This window comes from Pseudoxanthomonas sp. LjRoot206 (genome assembly GCF_056175725.1).
This window is the reverse complement of sequence record NZ_JBGFFI010000003.1, coordinates 187935-205911: the sequence shown is the minus strand read 5'-3', so window position 1 is coordinate 205911 and position 17977 is coordinate 187935. Positions and strand designations below refer to the sequence as shown.

The 17977-nt window shown below is 68.2% G+C and carries 22 protein-coding genes; 7 read left to right on the top strand and 15 right to left on the bottom strand.

Features of this window, described 5'->3' with window-relative positions:
- Nucleotides 1-187: 187 nt before the first annotated feature.
- The 6 genes from AC04MD_RS10195 to AC04MD_RS10170 all read right to left on the bottom strand — a co-directional run bounded on the left by AC04MD_RS10195 (nt 188) and on the right by AC04MD_RS10170 (nt 5036).
- The gene (locus AC04MD_RS10195) at nt 188-1582 is read right to left on the bottom strand and encodes an RNA polymerase factor sigma-54 (protein WP_475497679.1); all 1395 of its coding nucleotides are present in this window, start codon (nt 1580-1582) and stop codon (nt 188-190) included.
- 89 nt (nt 1583-1671) lie between these two features.
- Nucleotides 1672-2391 (bottom strand): LPS export ABC transporter ATP-binding protein, encoded by a 720-nt coding sequence (gene lptB / locus AC04MD_RS10190; RefSeq protein WP_475497171.1) that lies wholly within the window; start codon nt 2389-2391, stop codon nt 1672-1674.
- A complete protein-coding gene (gene lptA / locus AC04MD_RS10185) occupies nt 2391-2900 on the bottom strand; it encodes a lipopolysaccharide transport periplasmic protein LptA (protein WP_475497170.1) in 510 nt (169 codons plus the stop codon). The genes lptB and lptA overlap by 1 nt, the downstream gene beginning before the upstream one ends.
- On the bottom strand, nt 2878-3441 hold the full coding sequence (gene lptC, locus AC04MD_RS10180; RefSeq protein ID WP_475497169.1) for an LPS export ABC transporter periplasmic protein LptC: 564 nt from the start codon (nt 3439-3441) through the stop codon (nt 2878-2880). The genes lptA and lptC overlap by 23 nt, the downstream gene beginning before the upstream one ends.
- Nucleotides 3438-3983, bottom strand: coding sequence for a KdsC family phosphatase (locus AC04MD_RS10175; RefSeq protein ID WP_475497168.1), 546 nt, complete (start codon nt 3981-3983; stop codon nt 3438-3440). Before AC04MD_RS10175 ends, lptC begins: the two co-directional genes overlap by 4 nt.
- Nucleotides 3984-4031: 48 nt before the next feature.
- Nucleotides 4032-5036 carry a KpsF/GutQ family sugar-phosphate isomerase gene (locus tag AC04MD_RS10170; RefSeq protein WP_475497167.1) on the bottom strand — a complete coding sequence of 335 codons (1005 nt, stop codon included), beginning with the start codon at nt 5034-5036 and terminating at the stop codon, nt 4032-4034.
- 53 nt (nt 5037-5089) lie between these two features.
- Here AC04MD_RS10170 and AC04MD_RS10165 point away from each other — a divergent pair, with 53 nt between their 5' ends.
- The 3 genes from AC04MD_RS10165 to AC04MD_RS10155 all read left to right on the top strand — a co-directional run bounded on the left by AC04MD_RS10165 (nt 5090) and on the right by AC04MD_RS10155 (nt 6988).
- Nucleotides 5090-5329, top strand: a complete 240-nt coding sequence (locus tag AC04MD_RS10165) for a BolA family protein (protein ID WP_475497166.1) — start codon at nt 5090-5092, stop codon at nt 5327-5329.
- Nucleotides 5330-5390: 61 nt separating this feature from the next.
- A complete protein-coding gene (murA, locus tag AC04MD_RS10160; protein WP_475497165.1) occupies nt 5391-6662 on the top strand; it encodes a UDP-N-acetylglucosamine 1-carboxyvinyltransferase in 1272 nt (423 codons plus the stop codon).
- The gene (locus tag AC04MD_RS10155; protein WP_475497164.1) at nt 6659-6988 is read left to right on the top strand and encodes an EF-hand domain-containing protein; all 330 of its coding nucleotides are present in this window, start codon (nt 6659-6661) and stop codon (nt 6986-6988) included. Before murA ends, AC04MD_RS10155 begins: the two co-directional genes overlap by 4 nt.
- Before the next feature lie 38 nt (nt 6989-7026).
- On the opposite strand, the gene AC04MD_RS10150 is transcribed toward AC04MD_RS10155, so the two are convergent.
- From AC04MD_RS10150 to purM, 5 genes are read right to left on the bottom strand one after another with little or no spacing between them, the layout of a single operon-like run.
- Nucleotides 7027-7713, bottom strand: coding sequence for a DUF3108 domain-containing protein (locus AC04MD_RS10150; RefSeq protein WP_475497163.1), 687 nt, complete (start codon nt 7711-7713; stop codon nt 7027-7029).
- Between the two features lie 5 nt (nt 7714-7718).
- Nucleotides 7719-8435, bottom strand: a complete 717-nt coding sequence (locus AC04MD_RS10145) for a DUF3108 domain-containing protein (RefSeq protein ID WP_475497162.1) — start codon at nt 8433-8435, stop codon at nt 7719-7721.
- 15 nt (nt 8436-8450) lie between these two features.
- Nucleotides 8451-9104, bottom strand: a complete 654-nt coding sequence (gene purN, locus AC04MD_RS10140; RefSeq protein WP_475497161.1) for a phosphoribosylglycinamide formyltransferase — start codon at nt 9102-9104, stop codon at nt 8451-8453.
- The gene (locus tag AC04MD_RS10135) at nt 9101-9721 is read right to left on the bottom strand and encodes a DUF2238 domain-containing protein (RefSeq protein ID WP_475497160.1); all 621 of its coding nucleotides are present in this window, start codon (nt 9719-9721) and stop codon (nt 9101-9103) included. The genes purN and AC04MD_RS10135 overlap by 4 nt, the downstream gene beginning before the upstream one ends.
- Before the next feature lie 7 nt (nt 9722-9728).
- Nucleotides 9729-10778 carry a phosphoribosylformylglycinamidine cyclo-ligase gene (purM, locus tag AC04MD_RS10130; RefSeq protein ID WP_475497159.1) on the bottom strand — a complete coding sequence of 350 codons (1050 nt, stop codon included), beginning with the start codon at nt 10776-10778 and terminating at the stop codon, nt 9729-9731.
- Between the two features lie 126 nt (nt 10779-10904).
- Between purM and AC04MD_RS10125 the strand changes: the two genes are divergently transcribed.
- The 3 genes from AC04MD_RS10125 to hda are packed head-to-tail and all read left to right on the top strand — an operon-like array spanning nt 10905 to nt 13878.
- Nucleotides 10905-11990 carry a DUF2066 domain-containing protein gene (locus tag AC04MD_RS10125; RefSeq protein ID WP_475497158.1) on the top strand — a complete coding sequence of 362 codons (1086 nt, stop codon included), beginning with the start codon at nt 10905-10907 and terminating at the stop codon, nt 11988-11990.
- Between the two features lie 20 nt (nt 11991-12010).
- The gene (locus AC04MD_RS10120; RefSeq protein WP_475497678.1) at nt 12011-13171 is read left to right on the top strand and encodes an AI-2E family transporter; all 1161 of its coding nucleotides are present in this window, start codon (nt 12011-12013) and stop codon (nt 13169-13171) included.
- A gap of 23 nt (nt 13172-13194) precedes the next feature.
- Complete coding sequence (gene hda, locus AC04MD_RS10115) at nt 13195-13878, top strand: DnaA regulatory inactivator Hda (RefSeq protein WP_475497677.1); 684 nt, start codon at nt 13195-13197, stop codon at nt 13876-13878.
- Nucleotides 13879-13882: 4 nt separating this feature from the next.
- Here hda and murU read toward each other — a convergent pair whose 3' ends face one another.
- Nucleotides 13883-14590, bottom strand: a complete 708-nt coding sequence (murU, locus tag AC04MD_RS10110; protein WP_475497157.1) for an N-acetylmuramate alpha-1-phosphate uridylyltransferase MurU — start codon at nt 14588-14590, stop codon at nt 13883-13885.
- Complete coding sequence (locus tag AC04MD_RS10105) at nt 14587-15603, bottom strand: aminoglycoside phosphotransferase family protein (RefSeq protein ID WP_475497156.1); 1017 nt, start codon at nt 15601-15603, stop codon at nt 14587-14589. The genes murU and AC04MD_RS10105 overlap by 4 nt, the downstream gene beginning before the upstream one ends.
- A 72-nt stretch (nt 15604-15675) precedes the next feature.
- On the opposite strand from AC04MD_RS10105, the gene AC04MD_RS10100 reads away from it, so the two are divergent.
- On the top strand, nt 15676-17082 hold the full coding sequence (locus AC04MD_RS10100; protein ID WP_475497155.1) for a mannose-1-phosphate guanylyltransferase/mannose-6-phosphate isomerase: 1407 nt from the start codon (nt 15676-15678) through the stop codon (nt 17080-17082).
- 10 nt (nt 17083-17092) lie between these two features.
- Here AC04MD_RS10100 and AC04MD_RS10095 read toward each other — a convergent pair whose 3' ends face one another.
- Entirely contained in the window at nt 17093-17512 is a 420-nt protein-coding gene (locus AC04MD_RS10095) for a hypothetical protein (protein ID WP_475497154.1), read from the bottom strand.
- A gap of 81 nt (nt 17513-17593) precedes the next feature.
- Nucleotides 17594-17860, bottom strand: coding sequence for a GlsB/YeaQ/YmgE family stress response membrane protein (locus tag AC04MD_RS10090; protein WP_475497153.1), 267 nt, complete (start codon nt 17858-17860; stop codon nt 17594-17596).
- Nucleotides 17861-17977: the final 117 nt, after the last annotated feature.

Here is a 17977-nt window from a genome sequence, read left to right as displayed (position 1 = left end):
GTCTGGGTTCCGGCGATTCTCCTGTGGCGGTGACGGGGGAAGGCGATGCCTTCGAGGACAAGATGGACCCGTCCGCGACAACTATCAACCGTTCCGGCGCACTTTCCTGCAGGAAGGCGAGCGGTGTTAGAAAAGCGTTTCGCGGGCGCGGAACGGAGTCACGGAACCGGTGCGACGCAGAGGGCGTTCAGCCGATACGCACGCGCTCGTGGGACGACAGGATATTGAGCGCCTCGCGGTACTTCGCGACGGTGCGGCGCGCCACCGGGATGCCCGACGCCTTGAGCAGATCGGCCAGCTTGGCATCGGACAGCGGCTTGCGCGGATTCTCGCCATCGACCAGCCGGCGGATCATCGCCTGGATCGCCGTGCTGGACGCTTCGCCGCCGCCTTCGGTATCGATGCCGGAGGCGAAGAAGGATCGCATCGGCAGCGTGCCGCGCGGGGTGCGCACGTACTTGCGGGCGATCGCGCGCGACACGGTGGATTCGTGAAGGCCGACCTCCTCGGCGACGTCGCGCAGCGTCAGCGGGCGCAGCGCCTGTTCGCCGAACTCCAGGAAGCCCGCCTGCTGGTGCAACAGGCAGCGCATCACTTTCAGCAACGTGTCGCCGCGGGCCTCGACGCTCTTGAGCAGCCAGCGGGCTTCCTGCAGTTGCGCCTTGAGGTAACCGGCATCGCTGTCGCCGCACTGCCGGATCATCTGCTCGTAGCCGCGATGGATCGAGATGCGCGGCAAGGTATTGCCGGCCAGCGCCGCGCGCCAGACACCGCGCTGGCGCCAGACGACGCAGTCGGGCACCACGTAGGTGTCGTGCGAGAGGTCGCCGACCTGCGCGCCTGGCTTGGGATCCAGCGTGCGCAGCAACTGCACGGCCTCCTCGACCTCGGCGACGGGGCGTTTCATCTCGTGGGCAATGCCGGTCACGCCACTGCGCGGCAGGCGTTCGAGTGCGGTATCGGCGATCTGCAGCGCCAGCGCCTTGCCGGGCGTGTCCTCGCTCAGCACCGCCAGTTGCAGGTGCAGGCATTCGCCGAGCGTGCGCGCGGCGACGCCGACCGGGTCGAAGCGCTGGACCTGGCGCAGCACGACCAGCACTTCCTCCTCGCGCGCTTCGACATCCGGCCGTAGCGCCTGCACGATGGCGGACAGCGGTTCGCGCAGATAGCCGTCGTCTTCCAGCGCATCGATGAGGGTCGCGCCGATGCGGCGGTCGCGCACGGAGAGATGGGAGAGATGCAGTTGCCACAACAGATGGCCGTGCAGCGTGTCGGCTTCCGCCACGCGCTCGGCGGGACTGCCGCCGTCGTCATCGTCGAAGGAACCGCCGCTGCCGGACGTCGTCCAGGGGCCTTCGTCGAGCGACCAGTCGTCGCGGTCGTCGGCGGCGTCGTGCTCGACCTGCTGCACCGGTTCGGCGGGCGGCTGGTCGTCGTCGTTACCGCGGACCTGCGCCGGTTCTTCCTCGGGCTCGCTCCAGTCGAGCAGGGGATTGGTCTCGACCGCCTCGGTCAGTTCGATCTCGAGCTCGGCGGTGGACATCTGCAGCAGCCGGATGGCCTGACGCAGCTGCGGCGTCATGACCAGTTGTTGTCCCAGCGATGTCTGCAGGCGTGGCTTCATTCCCGACCTTGGAAACCCGTGAGGCGGCCGGTGGCCGCCGACGGGGATCACAGGCGGAAGGTTTCGCCCAGATAGACCCGGCGTACGTCCGGATTGGCCAGCAATGCGTCCGGGGCCCCCTGCGCCAGAACGCTACCGGCGTTGAGGATATACGCCCGGTCGCAGATTCCCAAGGTTTCGCGCACGTTGTGATCGGTGATCAGCACGCCGATGCCGCGATCCTTGAGGTGCTTCACGATCCGCTGGATCTCGCCGACCGAGATCGGATCGACGCCGGCGAAGGGTTCGTCCAGCAGCATCAGGCGCGGACGGGCGGCGAGGGCGCGGGCGATCTCCACGCGCCGGCGCTCTCCGCCGGACAGGCTGGCGCCGAGCTGGTCGGCCACGTGGGTGACCTGCAGTTCGTCCAGCAGCGAAGCCAGTTCGCGCTCGATGCCGGCGCTGTCCAGGTCGTCGCGCAGCTCCAGCACCAGGCGGATGTTGTCGGCGACGCTGAGCTTGCGGAACACCGAGGGTTCCTGCGGCAGGTAGCCCACGCCGAGCTTCGCGCGCTGGAACATCGGCTGGGCGGTGATGTCCTGGCCGTCCAGTTCGATGCTGCCGGCATCGGCGGCTACCAGGCCGACGATCATGTAGAAACAGGTGGTCTTGCCGGCACCGTTCGGGCCCAGCAGGCCGACGACTTCGCCCGGCTGCAGGGTCAGGCCGAAGTCGGCGACGACTTCGCGCTGCTTGTAGCGCTTGCGCAGTCCCTTCGCGGTCAGCATCAGTTCTTGCCCTGTGCCGGCGCGGCGGACTTGGGCTGGATCACCGTACGCACGCGGGTACCGTCGCCGCCGCTCTGCATGTTGCCGCTCTTGGTGTTGTAGACCATGCGCTGGCCGCTGTTGGAGCCGCGGTCGGACTTCACCGTGTAGTTGCCGATGAAAGTGATGGTCTCGGTCTTCATGTCGTATTCGACACGGTCGGCCTGCGCGTCCATCCAGCTGCCGTCGTCCATCTGCTGCTTCATCTTCACCTGCTTGCCGGTGAAGATCGAGCGCGAGATCTCGCCGTCGGCCATGTAGATCTCGGCACCGGCGGACCTGATCTCCAGCGTGCCCTGGGAGACCACCACGCCGCCGCCCAGCACGGTCTTGCCATTGCCTTCCATGTTGCCGTTCTGGCTGCCGGAATCGATGGTCATGGCCTGGTTGCGGTCGGTGGACTTCGCGATGGCACCTGCGGCGGGCAGCAGGAGCAGCAGCGCGGCGCTAGCGAGCAGAACGCGGTTCATAGATGGATCTCACCTGGGATTTGAATGTGTATTCCTTGGTCTTGAGGTTGGTCTCAAAACCCCGCCCGCTCAGTCTAGAGCCGGGCTGCGTCACCGTCACCACGTCGTCGGTCTGGGCGAGGTCGCGATCCGGGAACACATTCAGTGTCTCCGTACGGAACTCCGCCTTGCGCGCGCTGCCTTCGGGCGACACGCCGTGCACGTCGCCCTTCAGGCGCAATTCCTCGCCCTTCGCGCTGAGCCAGCCGGTCTTCGAGCGCAGCTCCCACGAACGGCCCTGTTCTTCCGGCAGCAGGAACAGCGGCGTAGTGATGGTGTATGTCTCGTCCTGCGGGTTGCGCGCCATCTCGGGCGCCCGGACCGCCACGGCCTCGGTGCCTTCCCCATTGAGGGCGATCATCTCGAAGTCGCGCATCACGTAGTCCGAGCGGTCCGCGACGATGCGGTTGGGCGGGGGAACGTCGCGGTTCTTCCAGGCCGACCAGCCGCTGACGATGGCGGCCAGCAGCAGGATCAGCCCGAGCGTGGTGCGCCAGCTCATGCCATGCCCCCTTCGAAGGTGGGCGCGTGGCCCTGCGTCCCCAGCAGCAGGTCGCAGGCCTCGCGCGCGGCACCCTGGCCGCCCGATCGGCGCGTCCGCCAGTGCGCGTGCTGCGCGGTCCACGGGTGTGCGTCGGCCGGCGCGATCGCCAGTCCCACGGCACGGAACGGTGGGACGTCCGGCAGGTCGTCGCCCATGAAAGCGACCTCATCCAACCCGATGCCCAGCCCGGCGCCGAGATCGCGCACGGTGGCCAGCTTGTCCTTGACCCCGGTGAAGACCTGTACACCCAGCTCGCGACCGCGCGCCACGGCGACGGTGCCACCGCGCGCCGTGATGAAGGCCACCTCGATGCCGGCGCGCTTCAGCAGTACCAGGCCTTGACCATCCTGCACGTGGAACGCCTTCTGCTCGCGACCTTCGTCGTCCAGGAACAGGCGGCCGTCGGTCAGCGTACCGTCCACATCGAAGCACGCCAGACGGATGCGCGCGGCGCGGGCCAGCACGTCTTCGGTCAGGTCATGGAGATGGCGCAGCGGCATGGGCAGGAGGCAGTGGCAGGAAGGGGAGTGGGGCAGCGGTGCTACGGGTTACACCACGCGGGCACGCAACAGGTCGTGAATGTTGAGCGCGCCGACGGGGCGATGCTCGCCGTCCACCACGATCAGGCCGCTGATCTTGTGGGTTTCCATCAATCGCGCCGCTTCCACCGCCAGCTGGTCCGCGCCGATGGTCTTGGGCGCGCGCGTCATCACCTCGGCGATGCGCGCGGTGCGCACGTCCAGTGCAGGGTTGTCGAGCGTGCGGCGCAGGTCGCCGTCGGTGAACAGTCCGGCCAGGCGGCCATCGGTATCGACCACGGCCGTCATCCCCAGGCGCTTGCGGCTCATCTCCACCAGCGCTTCGCTCAGCGTGGCGGCGACATCCACGCGCGGCACGTCGTCGCCCGCATGCATCACGTCGGTGATGTGCAGCAGCAGGCGACGGCCGAGGCTGCCGGCAGGATGGGATCGGGCGAAGTCGTCGGCGGTGAAACCGCGCGCGTCCAGCAGCGCCACGGCCAGCGCGTCGCCCATCGCCAGCGAGGCGGTGGTGCTGCTGGTCGGCGCCAGGTCCAGCGGACAGGCCTCGGCCGGCACGCTGACGTCGAGGTGGATGTCGCTCTCGCGCGCCAGCGTGGACTGCGGTCGGCCGGTCATGCCGATGACCGTATTGCCTTGACGCTTGAGTACCGGCAGCAGCATCAGCACTTCGTCCGACTCGCCCGAATACGACAGCGCGAGCACCACGTCGGCGTCGGTGATCATGCCCAGGTCGCCGTGCCCGGCTTCGCCCGGGTGCACGTAGAACGCGGGCGTGCCGGTCGAGGCCAGCGTCGCGGCGATCTTGCGGGCGACGTGCCCCGACTTGCCCATGCCGGTGCAGACCACGCGGCCCTTGCCGGCCAGCATGACCTGGCAGGCGGCAGCGAAGGTGCCGTCGATGCGGGCGGCCAGAGCATCCAGCGCCCGCGCCTCGATCTCGACGACCCGACGGCCGCTGGCGGCCAGGCTGGCGGGCGAGACGGACGGGGTCTGGGGCTGCGGCTGGGACATGCGGACGGGGCGCCGGCGGGTAGAATGGCCGGGTATTTTATTAGGAAAGCCCGTTGGACGCCGAAACCATCCGTAAACTGATCGAATCCGGCCTGCCGGGCGCCCGCGCCGACGTGCTCGGCGACGATGGCGTCCATTTCGAGGCAACCGTCGTGTCCGAGGCGTTCCGCGGCAAGCTGCCGCTGGCCCGCCACCGCATGGTCTACGCCACGCTGGGCGACCTGATGGGCGGCGCGATCCATGCCCTGCAGCTGAAGACCATCACGCCCGACGAGGCCGGCGCCGCGCGCTGAGCCGGCCGCCGTCGCGGGACCCCGCATCGCCTTCCCTCCGCACCTTCCACTCCGGAATTCCATGCAGAAGATCATCGTCACCGGTGGCAACACGCTCAACGGCGAAGTCACCATCTCGGGCGCCAAGAACGCCGTCCTTCCCATCCTGTGCGCGACGCTGCTGGCGGATGCGCCGGTGGAAATCACCAACGTGCCGCACCTGCACGACGTGGTGACCACGGTGAAGCTGCTGGGCGAACTCGGCGCCGGCATCACCATCGACGAAGGCACCTTGGCGAAAGGGCGTGGCATCACCGTCGACCCCACCACTGTCAGCCGCTTCGTCGCGCCCTACGAGCTGGTGAAGACCATGCGTGCGTCGATCCTCGTGCTCGGCCCGCTGGTCGCCCGCCATGGCGCCGCCGTGGTGTCGCTGCCGGGCGGTTGCGCGATCGGTTCGCGTCCGGTCGACCAGCACATCAAGGGCCTGCAGGCGCTGGGGGCCGAGATCACCGTCGAGAACGGCTACATCAAGGCGCGCGCGGCACGCCTGAAGGGTGCGCGCTTCGTGTTCGACATGGTCACCGTCACCGGCACCGAGAACGTCATGGCGGCCGCCACGCTCGCAGAAGGCACCACGGTGCTGGAGAATGCGGCGATGGAACCGGAAGTCACCGACCTGGCCGAATGCCTCAATGCGCTGGGCGCGAAGATCGAAGGCGCCGGCACCTCGCGCATCGTCATCCATGGCGTCGAGCGCTTGGGTGGCGGCCGCCATTCGGTGGTGCCGGACCGCATCGAGACAGGCACCTTCCTGGTCGCGGCGGCGATGACCGGCGGCAGGGTGACCGCGCGCAATGCGCGCCCCGACACGCTGGAAGCGGTACTCGACAAGCTGACCGAGGCCGGCGCGAAGATCGAGATCACCGCCGACAGCATCACCCTGGACATGCAGGGCAAGCGCCCGAAGGCGGTCAGCCTGACCACGGCGCCGTACCCGGCGTTCCCCACCGACATGCAGGCGCAGTTCATGGCGTTGAACTGCGTGGCCGACGGCGTGGGCGTGATCAACGAAACGATCTTCGAAAACCGCTTCATGCACGTCAACGAACTGCTGCGCCTGGGCGCCGACATCCGCGTGGAAGGCCACACCGCCATCGTGCGCGGCGTGGAACGACTGGGCGGCGCGCCGGTGATGGCGACCGACCTGCGCGCGTCGGCCTCGCTGATCCTGGCCGGTCTGGTGGCCAACGAGGACACCACCATCGACCGCATCTACCACCTCGACCGCGGCTACGAGAACATCGAGGAGAAGCTGGGCGGCCTGGGCGCCAAGATCAGGCGCGTGTCGTGAGCAGGCACGATCCCAAGCTCTCCGGGATCCGTCCGCGCTTCCCGCTGCGCCGCAAGATCCTGCTGGGCATCGTCGTGGGACTGCTCGCGCTGGTGGCCTGGCTGCACCACACGGGCTCGGCCGCCACGCACGGCATCACCACCCGCGACATGGACTGGAACGGCGACGGCACGGTGACGCAGGGCGAGATCGCGCAAGCCGTCTTCACCGTGGTGGTCGAGCAGAAGCAGGACGGCAATCGGCAGTGCAACGCGTTCGCATGGCGCGATGGCGGCGGTACCATCCGGATGGACTGCAAGACGGTGTTCCAGCCCGACGCAGAATGATAAAAGCCCGGCCGACGCCGGGCTTTTCTCTTGATGACTCAGCGCCAGGACTTGAGCGTCAGGTCAATGGTGTCCTGTCCCTTTTCGCGCTGCAGGATGCGCGCCGGCACCGGGGCATCGGCGATCACCCAGACGATGGTCTGCTTGTCGCCATCGGTGCGCACGACCCTGGTGGCGTCCTGCGGCTTGCCTGCCACGGTGATGCGCTCCTTGCCGGCGACCTGGTAGGTCATCGCCTTGGCGCGGCCGTTCTCCACCATGCGGTAGGTCAGCGGCTTGCCGGCCGCCACGTCGCGGACGATCGCCAGGTTGACCAGCAGTGCATCCATGTCGCCCGCCGCGAGCTTCACGGGGCCGGCGCGGTCGGGCTTCACGTCGCCGTTCCAGGTGGCCTGCGCCTTGCCCCAGTCGTAGACGGTGTTGACGTTCTTCTTCTTGATCAGCAGGCGCGAGCTGTCGCTGCTGCTCAGCGGTCGCATGCGGCCATCCTGTACGTCGAACACGGTCTTCTGGCTCAGGTCGACGGCCTGGTTGCGTACGGTCAACGAGTACTGCCAGCGGTTGCCGGGCTGCGCGGCGACCGACATCTGGCCTTCGCCGACCATGCCCAGCGCGCTGGCGCTGTACTGCGCGGTAAAGGCTTCAACCGCGAGGACCGGCGTACTGGCAGCGGCAAGGAGCGCGCCAGCCAGCAGCAGGCGGGGAAAGGAAACGGGGGTCTTCATGATGTTCATGGTGCTCCTTGGTATTCGACCAGGCGGAGGTCTACGCCATCCTGGCCGTCTTCCCGCTGCAGGATGCGTACGGGGGTGGGCACGCCGTCGGCGACCCAGAAGATGGTTTCGTCGTTGCCGCCGTTGGCCCTGCTGACGCGCAACGCGCTGTAGCTCAGGTCTTCGACGGTCACGGTTTCGGGCTCGGGCGACACTTGGTACTGGTACTCGCGGATGCGCCCGTTGTCCACCACACGGTAGTCGAGCTGTTTGCCCGGCGCGGCATCACGGATCACCGCCAGGTTCATCAGCAGCGCGCTCACGTCGCCGGGCTGGAGGGGCAGGGGAGCGCGGCGGTCCTTCTTGATGTCGCCCTGCCACTGCGCCGTACCGGCATTCCAGTCGTAGGTGCCGACCATCCGCTTGCCCATGAACACCGCCCGGCGGACGGTGGCCTGGCTGAGCGGGCGGAACTGCCCGTCGATGTTGTCGAAGACCGTGCTCTGCTCGATGTTCAGTCCCGCCAGCCGAGCGAACCCGCGCGTGCCCTTGACGCTCAGGTCGATCTGCCATTGGCTGCCGGCCTTGGGGGCGACCTTCATGCTGGCGCTGCCGGCCAGCTTGCCCTCGTTGTAGGCCTGGTAGCTGGCGACGAACGGCTCCAGCGCCCGGGCGGGCGCGGTGGATCCGGCCAAGGCCAGCCCAAGCAGCAGGGAGCGGAACAGGGCAGTCATTGAGGCAGAGCGGGGTCAGGAAACCAAACGGTCGGCTGAATCTAGGGACAGGGGATTTAATAACGGCTGACCGTGACAGAGCGTGACGTCGCCCTGTTCAGCTAGCCGGCCCGCGCTGGCCATCCGCAGCACCGCCAGCAGCAGGGCGTGCTCGCGCGGGAGCAGCCGTTCGGCCAGTGCTTCCGGCGTATCGCCTGGCAGGACCGGCACCCTGACCTGGGCAATGACGGCGCCGGCATCCAGTTCAGGAATGACGAAATGGACACTGGCGCCATGTTCGGAATCCCCTGCCTCGATTGCGCGGGCATGGGTGTGCAGGCCGCGGTACTTCGGCAGCAGCGACGGATGGATGTTCAGCAGGCGCCCACGGAAGCGGGCGATGAACGCATCGCCCAGGATGCGCATGTAGCCGGCGCAGACCACCCAGTCGGGGTGGGCGGCCGCGACGGCGTCGGACAGGGCGGTCTCGTAGACGGCACGATCCGGGAAGGAAGCGGGACGCGCGCTCCAGCGGCGATCGCGTGATACCTGCCGCAGGGCGGGCGCGTTCGGCTTGTCGGAGAACACGCCCACCACCTCGGCATCCAGCGTGCGACCGGCGATGGCCTGCAGGATGGCCTGCAGATTGCTGCCGCGACCGGAGGCGAGCACGGCGACGCGGGCCGTCATGCCATGGCTCTCTTGCGCTCGGCGCGAGCCAGTGGCCAGACGAGCAGGGCGCCCAACGTCGCCAGCAGCATGTCCGCGTGGGCATCCCACACATCGCCCTGCTGACCGTTGTAGGACTCGGCGGCCTCCGGCGACATCGTCAGCGCGATGCCCCATTCCAGCCACTCGTACACCAGGCTCGTGCACATGATCAGCATCACCGCGAGGATGAAGGCTTGCCCGATGGACAGCCGCCGCCAGCGCTGGCGCAGCCAGTGCCAGACCGCCGGGGCGAAGCAGACGCCGTACATCAGGTGGATGAAACGGTCGAAGTGGTTGCGCTGCCAGCCGAATGCCTCCGCCGGCGACCAGCCGACCGCCGCCTGCAGCCACGCGTCGTACGGCACATAGGAGTACAGCCAGCGCGCGCCGATGCAATGCGCGACGATGAAGGCGCAGATCAGTGCGAAGTGCGCCGGCCGCAGCGGCCAGCGCCGGTCGTGCCACCACAGCCATGCCAGCCCGATCACGGTCAGGCTGCTGTGCAGGGCCTGTTCGACCGGCCAGCGGGGCGCGATCCAGCTGGCGCCGAAGACCGCCAGCGTCAGCCCGAAGGCGATCGCCTTGCTGCGCGGCATGCCGCGCTCAGCCGATGCGGACGCGTTCGCCGCCGCTGGCGGTGACGACGTCGCCGATCTGCCAGTGGGTCAGGTGCAGGCGGGCCAGGTCCGCCTGCACGGCGGCGACCTGGTCCGGCGCGACCACCAGCACGAAGCCGATGCCGCAGTTGAAGGTGCGCCACATCTCGGCGTTTTCGACCGCACCTTCGCGCTGCAGCCAGTCGAACACCGGCGGCAGCGTCCACGCACTGGCGTCGATCTGCAGGCCCAGGCCGTCCGGGATCACGCGGATGATGTTTTCGGTCAGGCCGCCACCGGTGATGTGGGCCATGCCGTGCAGGTCGTGCGCCTGCAGCAGTTCCAGGATCGGCTTGACGTACAGCGTGGTCGGTGCCATCAGCGCGTCGGCCAGCTTCACGCCGCCGACGTCCAGGTCGGCCGGACGGCCGGCGCGGTCGTAGATGCGGCGGACCAGGGAGTAGCCATTGGAGTGCGGGCCACTGGATGCGATGCCGATGAGCACGTCGCCGGCGCGGACCTTGTTGCCGTCCAGCAGGCGCGACTTCTCCACCGCCGCTACGCAGAAGCCGGCCAGGTCGTATTCGCCCGGACCGTACATGTCGGGCATCTCGGCGGTCTCGCCACCGATCAGCGCGCAACCGGACAGTTCGCAGCCGCGGGCGATGCCGCCGACGACGGCGACGGTGGTGTCGACATCGAGCTTGCCGGTGGCGAAATAATCGAGGAAGAACAGCGGCTCGGCGCCCTGTACCAGCACATCGTTGACGCACATGGCGACCAGGTCGATGCCGATGGTGTCGTGGCGGCCCAGTAGCTGGGCCAGCTTCAGCTTGGTGCCGACGCCGTCGGTGCCGGAGACCAGCACCGGCTCGCGGTACTTGCCGGACAGGTCGAACAACGCACCGAACCCGCCCAGTCCGCCCATCACTTCCGGGCGGAAGCTCCGCTTCACCAGCGGCTTGATGCGTTCGACCAGTTCGTTGCCGGCGTCGATGTCGACACCCGCGTCGCGATAGGTCATCGGGGTGGGGGCGGAAGGCGTCGGCTGGGTCACGGGCGGTCGTCGGTGGGGCAAGAGGCGTGATTTTAAAGGAATCGGTGCGTCCTGAACGGGTGGCGTTGGCGGTATCGGTCCATTCGGGCAACAATTCGCCAGGTCTGTAGAGCTCAAGGACGCTCGATGCGCCGGATCCCAGGTATCGCACTCGCCACGGCATTGCTGGTGGCGGCACTGACCATGACGCCCACGGTGCAGGCGCAGTCCGGCTTGCGCACGGAAGGCGATGCGGTGTCCGCACGCGGGCTGTACCAAGCGGAAGTGCCGGTCAGCGGGCAGGGCGAGGCAGAGCGCCAGGGCGGTTTTGCGCGCGCGCTGGGCAGCGTGCTGGCCAAGCTGTCGGGCGACCGCGGCGCAATGTCGCGTCCCGGCGTAGGCGCCGAGCTGCGCAACGCCAAGGACTATGTGGATGGCTACGACTACCGCCAGGATCAGGGGACGTCGGCCACCGGTGCGCCGACCTTCCGCACCACGCTGGTGGTGCGCTTCGACGAAGACCAGGTCAACGGGCTGGCCGGTGCGCTCGGCCTGCCGGTCTGGCCGCAGCCGCGTCCCAAGCCGGTGGTATGGCTGGCGATCAATGACGGCAGCGGCCCGCGCCTGGTGGGATTGCCGCAATCCAATGCCGCGCGCCCGCTGCTCAATCGCGCCATCGAGCGCGGCTACGGCCTCGGCCTGCCGGCCGGCGGCGCCGCGGAACAGGCGCTGGTCGGCGCGATCTGGCGCCAGGACACCGCCGCCGTCGCCCGCGCGTCGGCACGCTACAGCCCGCCGATGCAGCTGATCGGCAAGCTGTACCGCAATGCCAAGGGTGGCTGGACGGCGGACTGGGTCTTCGTCGACGCCGGCAAGGTGCTCGCAACGTGGGCGGTGACCGACGCCGATGCGCGCCGCGCGATGGCCTCGGGCGCCGATGGCACCGCCGATGCGCTGGTGAAGCGTTACGGCAAGCGCGGCAGCGCCGGTCCGGCCGGCACCTACCGCGTGCTGTTCACCGGTATCCGCAACACCGACGACTACCTGCGCCTGACCGGGCACCTGCAGAAGATGGCCGTGGTCCGTCGCATCACGCCGGTGCGCGCCAGCGGCGATGTGCTGGAGCTCGACCTGGAACTGGTCTCGGGCCTGGCCGGCTTCCGCCGCACCATGGGCGACGAGGCTCCCTTCACCGGTGGCGAAGGCGAGCCGCCGGCCTACCAGATGCGCTGACACAAGGACGCTGCATGGATATCTCCACCACGCCGGCAGGCACGCTGGCCCGCCGCTGGCAATGGCTGCTCATCGCGCTGATCGTCGGTTGGCTGATCTGGCTGCTGGCGCCAGTGCTGACGCCGTTCGTGTGCGCCGCATTGCTGGGCTGGCTGGGCGATCCCTGGGTCGACCGGCTGGAACGCAGCGGCCGGTCGCGCACGACCGCCGTGGTGCTGGTCTTCACCCTGATGGTGCTGCTGCTGGTGCTCGCGCTGGTGATCCTGGTGCCGATGATCGAGCGCCAGGTGGTGACGGTGATCGAATCGCTGCCGGCGTACCGCGACTGGTTCGTGCAGACGGCGTTGCCGTGGGTCGAGCGTCGTACGGGACTGGAACTGGTGGCCTGGCTCGATCCCGACCGGCTGACGGAGTGGGTGCGCAGCCACTGGCAGCAGGCGGGCGGTGTCGCCGCCACGCTGTTCGGCTATTTCTCGCGCTCCGGCTTCGCGGTGATGGCGTGGGTCGCCAACTTGGTGCTGCTGCCGATCCTGACGTTCTACTTCCTGCGCGATTGGGACGTCCTGGTCGAGCGCATCGCGGCGCTGGTGCCGCGCGACCACATCGCGACCGTGACGCGGCTGGCGCTGGAGTCCAACGAGGTGCTGGGCGCCTTCCTGCGCGGGCAATTCCTGGTGATGCTGGCGCTGGGCGCGATCTACGCCCTGGGCCTGTCGGTCGTCGGCCTGAAGGTCGGCCTGCTGGTCGGCATCATCGCCGGCCTGATCAGCTTCGTGCCGTACCTGGGTACGGCCACCGGCATCGTGCTGGGTGTGATCGCAGCGCTGGTGCAGTCGGGCGGGGACTGGTCGCTGGTGGCGATGGTGATGGGCGTGTTCGTGGTCGGGCAGATGCTGGAAGGCTATGTGCTGACGCCGCGCATCGTCGGCGACCGCATCGGCCTGCATCCGGTGGCAGTGATCTTCGCCATCATGGCGGGCGGGCAGTTGTTCGGTTTCCTCGGCATGCTGCTGGCCTTGCCGATCGCGGCGATCGCCAACGTGCTGCTGCGCTTCGCGCACGAGCGCTACACGCAGAGCCGCCTGTATGCCGGTGACCGGCCGTCGATCGTGCTGGATTCCTACATCGACAAGGGCAGCCTCGAGCAGGCCGCGCCTCGCGCCGATTCCGATACGCCGTGAGCCGCGAGTTGCCGGACACCCCGCTGGGGCCACAGTTGCCGCTGGCGCTGCGCTATCCGCCGGACCAGCGCTTCGAGAGTTTCATCGCGCCTCCCGCGGGGGCATTGCCGGCCCTGTCGGCGCTGGCGGCCAAGGCAGGTGCGGACTGGGTGTACCTGTCTGGTGCGTCGCGGACCGGCAAGACTCACTTAGCGTTGGCGGTCTGTGCGGCAGCCGAGCAGCAGGGGCGCCGCGCTGCCTACCTGCCGCTGGCGGCGGCGGCGGGACGCCTGCGCGACGCGCTCGATGCGCTGGAGGGCCACGACGTCGTGGCCCTGGACGGACTGGATGCGATCGCGGGCGGCCGCGAGGATGAAGTCGCGTTGTTCGACTTCCACAATCGCGCGCGCTCTTCTGGTTTGAACGTGCTCTACACGGCGCGCAGTATCCCCGATGACATCGGCCTGGTGTTGCCGGACCTTCGTTCGCGGCTGCAGCAGTGTCTGCGCCTCGTGCTGGATCCGCTCGACGACGACGGCCGTCGCGATGTGCTGCGCGATCGTGCGCAGCGTCGCGGCCTGGTGCTGGAGGATGCGGCGCTGGACTGGCTGCTCACGCGCACCGACCGTGACCTCGGCGCGCTGATCGTGCTGCTGGATCGGCTGGACCGCGCATCGCTCGCGGCGCAGCGCCGCATCACCGTGCCCTTCCTGCGGCAGGTGCTCTGAGCGTTCAGCCCGCGGCGAGCGCGCGTTCTAGTTCCGCAAGGCGGTCGGGAGTGCCCACATCGGTCCATCGGCCCGCATGGCGTTCGCCGCGGATGCTGTCCCTGTCCATGTGTGCACGCAGGATCGGGGCCAAGCGGAAGCGCGGCTTGCCGTTGGCGGTGGTGCTGGCATGCTCGTCGACATGGCGCTGCCAATCCTCGAGCAGGGCACCCCGATAGATGCCGATGCCCGCGTAGGTCAAGCGGCTTTCTCCGTCTCGACGGACGTAACCTGCTTCATCCAGTGCAAAGTCGCCATGGGTGGCGTAGCCGGGTGGATCTATCATCACGAGGTGCGCCAGCCCGTCCGGCTCACGCGGCAGGCGGGCGAAATCGAAGTCGGTCCAGATGTCGCCGTTCACCAGCAGGAACGGTGCCTCGCCGAGGACCGGGCACGCGTTGAGCATGCCGCCCCCGGTTTCCAGCGGCGTGTCGCCTTCGTGGAGGTAGTGCAGCCGCAGCCCCCACTGCGCACCGTCGCCCAGCACGGCAGGAAAACGGTCGGCCAGCCAACTGGTGTTGATCACGACCTCCTGCACGCCCATCGCCGCCAGCTTTTCCAGGTGCCAGACGATCAACGGTTTGCCGCCGGCCTCGATCAGCGGCTTGGGCGTGTGGTCGGTCAGCGGCCGCATGCGCTCGCCGAGACCGGCCGCGAAGACCAGCGCCTTCATGCGATTTCCCCGCGGGCGTGCAGCACGGGCTTGATGCGGGCATCGAGCAGCGTGCGCAGGCCGGCCAGTTCCGGGTAACGCGGCAGCACTTCGTCGAGATAGCGGATGAAGCGCGGCACGTCCGGCAGGTAGCGGGTCTTGCCGTCGCGATAGTGCAGGCGCGAGAAGATGCCGAGGATCTTCAGGTGCCGCTGGATGCCCATCCAGTCCGCATCGCGCAGGAACACCTTCAGCTCGGGCACCGGCACGCCGGCGCGTGTCGCGCGGGCGTGGTAGCGCGCCAGCCAGCCATCGACGCGTTCGATCGGCCAGCTCAGGAACGCGTCCTTGAACAGGCTCATCGCATCGTAGGCCACCGGTCCGCGCACGCAATCCTGGAAGTCGAGCACCGCGGGGCCGGGCGTGATCGGCATCAGGTTGCGCGGCATGAAGTCGCGGTGAGTCAGCACGCGCGCCTGCGTCAACGCGTTGTCCATCAGGCGCCGCTGCGCCAGTTCCAGGCCGTCGGCTTCGCCGCAATCCAGCGTCAGTCCCAGATGACGGCGCAGGAACCACTCGTCGAACAACCCGGCATCGCGCTGCAACAGCGCCTCGCCGAACTCGCCCATACCCTCGGGCGGTGTGATGGCCTGCAGGCGCAGCAACTGTTCGATGGCGGCATCGAACCAAGTGTCGGCGTTGTCCTCGCTGATCACGTGCGCCAGTGTCGGGCCGCCGAGGTCCTCGAGCAGCAGGAAGCCGAGGTCGGTGTCGATGGCCAGCACGTCCGGCACGCGCACATCGCCGCTCACCAGCAGGTCGCGCATCGCCAGCCATGGGCGCACGTCCTCGAGCCCGGGCGGGGAGTCCATCACGATCCGTCCTGGCCCGTCGCCCAGGCTGCGCCAGTAACTGCGGTAGCCGGCGTCCATCGAAGCGCGTTCGAGCTGCGCGTACGGGTCGCCGAGCGCACCACGCGCCCACTCCAGCCGCTGGGCTCCCCGCCCCGAGGGGTCCTGAATCGTAGGGTTCATGAAATGGCGACCACACACAGGCAATAAAGGCCTACAGGGTAAACTGGCGCCTGACCGACTTGCGAGGCTTGCATGGCCAAACTCCAACCTGTGTTGCTGTCTGGCGGCTCCGGCACGCGGCTGTGGCCGCTGTCGCGCGAGGCCTACCCCAAGCAGTTCCTGCCGCTGGCCGGTGACGACACGATGGTGCAGGCGACGTGGCGTCGCGTGGACGCGATCGCCGAGCTCGCCCCCATCGTGGTTGCGAACGAAGAACACCGCTTCCTGGTGGCCGAACAGCTGCGGCAAGTCGGTGCGCCGGTCCCGGCCATCCTGCTGGAGCCCGTCGGCCGCAACACCGCACCGGCCATCGCCGCCGCCGCGCTGCAGGCGATGGCGGACGGTGCGGATCCGCTGTTGCTGGTGCTGCCGTCGGACCACGTGGTCCGCGATGTCGCCGGCTTCCAGCGCGCAGTGCGCGATGCTTCCGCAGCGGCCGAGGCGGGCGCGTTGGTGACGTTCGGTATCGTTCCGGATGCGCCGGAAACGGGATTCGGCTACATCCAGGCCGAAGCCGGCGACGGCCTGCGCAAGGTCTCGCGCTTCGTCGAGAAGCCCGATGCGGCCACCGCCCAGGCATACCTGGATGCCGGCGGGTACTACTGGAACAGCGGCATGTTCCTGTTCCGCGCCAGCCGTTATCTGGAAGAACTCGCGCGCTTCCGCCCCGACATCGTCGACGCCACGCGCGCATCGCATGCGGCTGCGCGGCACGACGGCGATTTCGTGCGGCTCGACAAGGATGCCTTCGCTGCCTGCCCGTCGGACTCGATCGACTACGCTGTCTTCGAGAAGACGGATCACGCGATGGTGCTGCCGGTCGACATCGGCTGGAACGACGTCGGCAGCTGGTCCGCGCTGTGGGACGTCGCCGAGCGTGACGCCGACGGCAATGCGCACCACGGCGACGTGATCGCCGTCGACAGTCGCAACAGCTATGCCTATGCGCAACGGCTGGTCGCACTGGTCGGCGTCGACGACATCGTGGTGGTCGAAACCGACGACGCCGTGCTGGTCGCGCGCAAGGACCGCGTGCAGGACGTCAAGCAGGTCGTCGCACAACTGAAGAAGGAGCAGCGCAGCCAGGCCGTCCTGCACCGCGAAGTGCACCGCCCCTGGGGCAGCTACGACTCCGTCGACAACGGTGGCCGCCACCAGGTGAAGCGCATCAAGGTCAAGCCGGGCGCGTCACTCAGCCTGCAGATGCATCATCACCGCGCCGAACACTGGATCGTGGTCAGTGGCACCGCCAAGGTGACGCGCGGCGACGAAACGCTGCTGCTGTCCGAGAACGAGAGCACCTACATCCCGCTGGGCGTGAAGCATCGCCTGGAGAACCCGGGCAAGGTGCCGCTGGAGCTGATCGAAGTGCAGTCGGGCAGCTACCTGGGCGAAGACGACATCGTGCGGTTCGAGGACGTCTACGGCCGAAGCCCGTAATCGGCGGCGGTCAGGGCGTGGACGTGATGCGTCGCCAGACTTCGCGTTCGACGCGCTTGCCGCCCTCGTACCGTTCCAGCGTCCACATGTCGCCTTCGAGCGTATAGCGGAACCGGTAGCTTCCGCCGTCGACCACCGGGTACGACGCCGTCCGCGGCGTCTCCACATAAGTCTCGGCATCGGCGGTGAACGCGCCTGAGCCGCCCGCCCAGAAGCGGCCGTCCTGCGCGGTGCTGAAGGAAAAATGGCCATCCACCAGCAGCTTGGTGCCCTGCAGTTTCAGGCTGCCGTAGTCCTTCTCCCGGCCTTCGGCATCGACGTAGCTGCCAGACTCCAGGCGCCAGGCCCCGTCGAGGGATGAGGCGGCCAGCACGGGGCCGGCGAACACGCAGGACATCGCCATGAGCAGGCGGAACGGGATCGGCGTCATCGTGCGCATCGGACTACCTGTGGAGCGAGGGAACAAAAAAGAATGCCCCGCAAGGGGGCATCCGAACGCATGGCACGATCTTCAGCGCTTCTTCTTCACCATCGCATAGATGACCAGCAGCACGATGGCGCCGACCACGGAGGCGATGAAACCGGCCGGTTCGCCTGGCGCATACCAGCCCAGCGCGCCACCGATGAAGCGGGCGAGCAGCGCGCCGAGGATGCCCAGCACGATGGTCATGAAGAAGCCGAGCTTATCGTTGCCGGGCTTGAGCGCCCGTGCGAGCAGGCCGGCGAGGAAGCCGATCAGCAGGGTCCAGAGAATACCGCCACCAAAGATCTGTTCCATTGAATCGCTCCGGTTGGGAAGGTGTGGGGCGATGCGAGCCTAGCAGGGCGGAGGGTCGGCCAGCCATCCCCGGGTAACGGAAAGGAAAACGCCGGGTTTCCCCGGCGTTCCGTATCG

What these genes read in the sequence shown, in the direction of transcription:
- AC04MD_RS10145 (WP_475497162.1), bottom strand. Translation starts at nt 8,435, where the DNA reads ATGACTGCCCTGTTCCGCTCCCTGCTGCTTGGGCTGGCCTTGGCCGGA.
- AC04MD_RS10090 (WP_475497153.1), bottom strand. Translation starts at nt 17,860, where the DNA reads ATGGAACAGATCTTTGGTGGCGGTATTCTCTGGACCCTGCTGATCGGC.
- AC04MD_RS10095 (WP_475497154.1), bottom strand. Translation starts at nt 17,512, where the DNA reads ATGACGCCGATCCCGTTCCGCCTGCTCATGGCGATGTCCTGCGTGTTC.
- AC04MD_RS10105 (WP_475497156.1), bottom strand. Translation starts at nt 15,603, where the DNA reads ATGAACCCTACGATTCAGGACCCCTCGGGGCGGGGAGCCCAGCGGCTG.
- lptA (WP_475497170.1), bottom strand. Translation starts at nt 2,900, where the DNA reads ATGAACCGCGTTCTGCTCGCTAGCGCCGCGCTGCTGCTCCTGCTGCCC.
- lptC (WP_475497169.1), bottom strand. Translation starts at nt 3,441, where the DNA reads ATGAGCTGGCGCACCACGCTCGGGCTGATCCTGCTGCTGGCCGCCATC.
- AC04MD_RS10100 (WP_475497155.1), top strand. Translation starts at nt 15,676, where the DNA reads ATGGCCAAACTCCAACCTGTGTTGCTGTCTGGCGGCTCCGGCACGCGG.
- murU (WP_475497157.1), bottom strand. Translation starts at nt 14,590, where the DNA reads ATGAAGGCGCTGGTCTTCGCGGCCGGTCTCGGCGAGCGCATGCGGCCG.
- AC04MD_RS10125 (WP_475497158.1), top strand. Translation starts at nt 10,905, where the DNA reads ATGCGCCGGATCCCAGGTATCGCACTCGCCACGGCATTGCTGGTGGCG.
- AC04MD_RS10195 (WP_475497679.1), bottom strand. Translation starts at nt 1,582, where the DNA reads ATGACGCCGCAGCTGCGTCAGGCCATCCGGCTGCTGCAGATGTCCACC.
- purN (WP_475497161.1), bottom strand. Translation starts at nt 9,104, where the DNA reads ATGACGGCCCGCGTCGCCGTGCTCGCCTCCGGTCGCGGCAGCAATCTG.
- AC04MD_RS10135 (WP_475497160.1), bottom strand. Translation starts at nt 9,721, where the DNA reads ATGCCGCGCAGCAAGGCGATCGCCTTCGGGCTGACGCTGGCGGTCTTC.
- murA (WP_475497165.1), top strand. Translation starts at nt 5,391, where the DNA reads ATGCAGAAGATCATCGTCACCGGTGGCAACACGCTCAACGGCGAAGTC.
- lptB (WP_475497171.1), bottom strand. Translation starts at nt 2,391, where the DNA reads ATGCTGACCGCGAAGGGACTGCGCAAGCGCTACAAGCAGCGCGAAGTC.
- AC04MD_RS10175 (WP_475497168.1), bottom strand. Translation starts at nt 3,983, where the DNA reads ATGCCGCTGCGCCATCTCCATGACCTGACCGAAGACGTGCTGGCCCGC.
- AC04MD_RS10150 (WP_475497163.1), bottom strand. Translation starts at nt 7,713, where the DNA reads ATGAAGACCCCCGTTTCCTTTCCCCGCCTGCTGCTGGCTGGCGCGCTC.
- AC04MD_RS10170 (WP_475497167.1), bottom strand. Translation starts at nt 5,036, where the DNA reads ATGTCCCAGCCGCAGCCCCAGACCCCGTCCGTCTCGCCCGCCAGCCTG.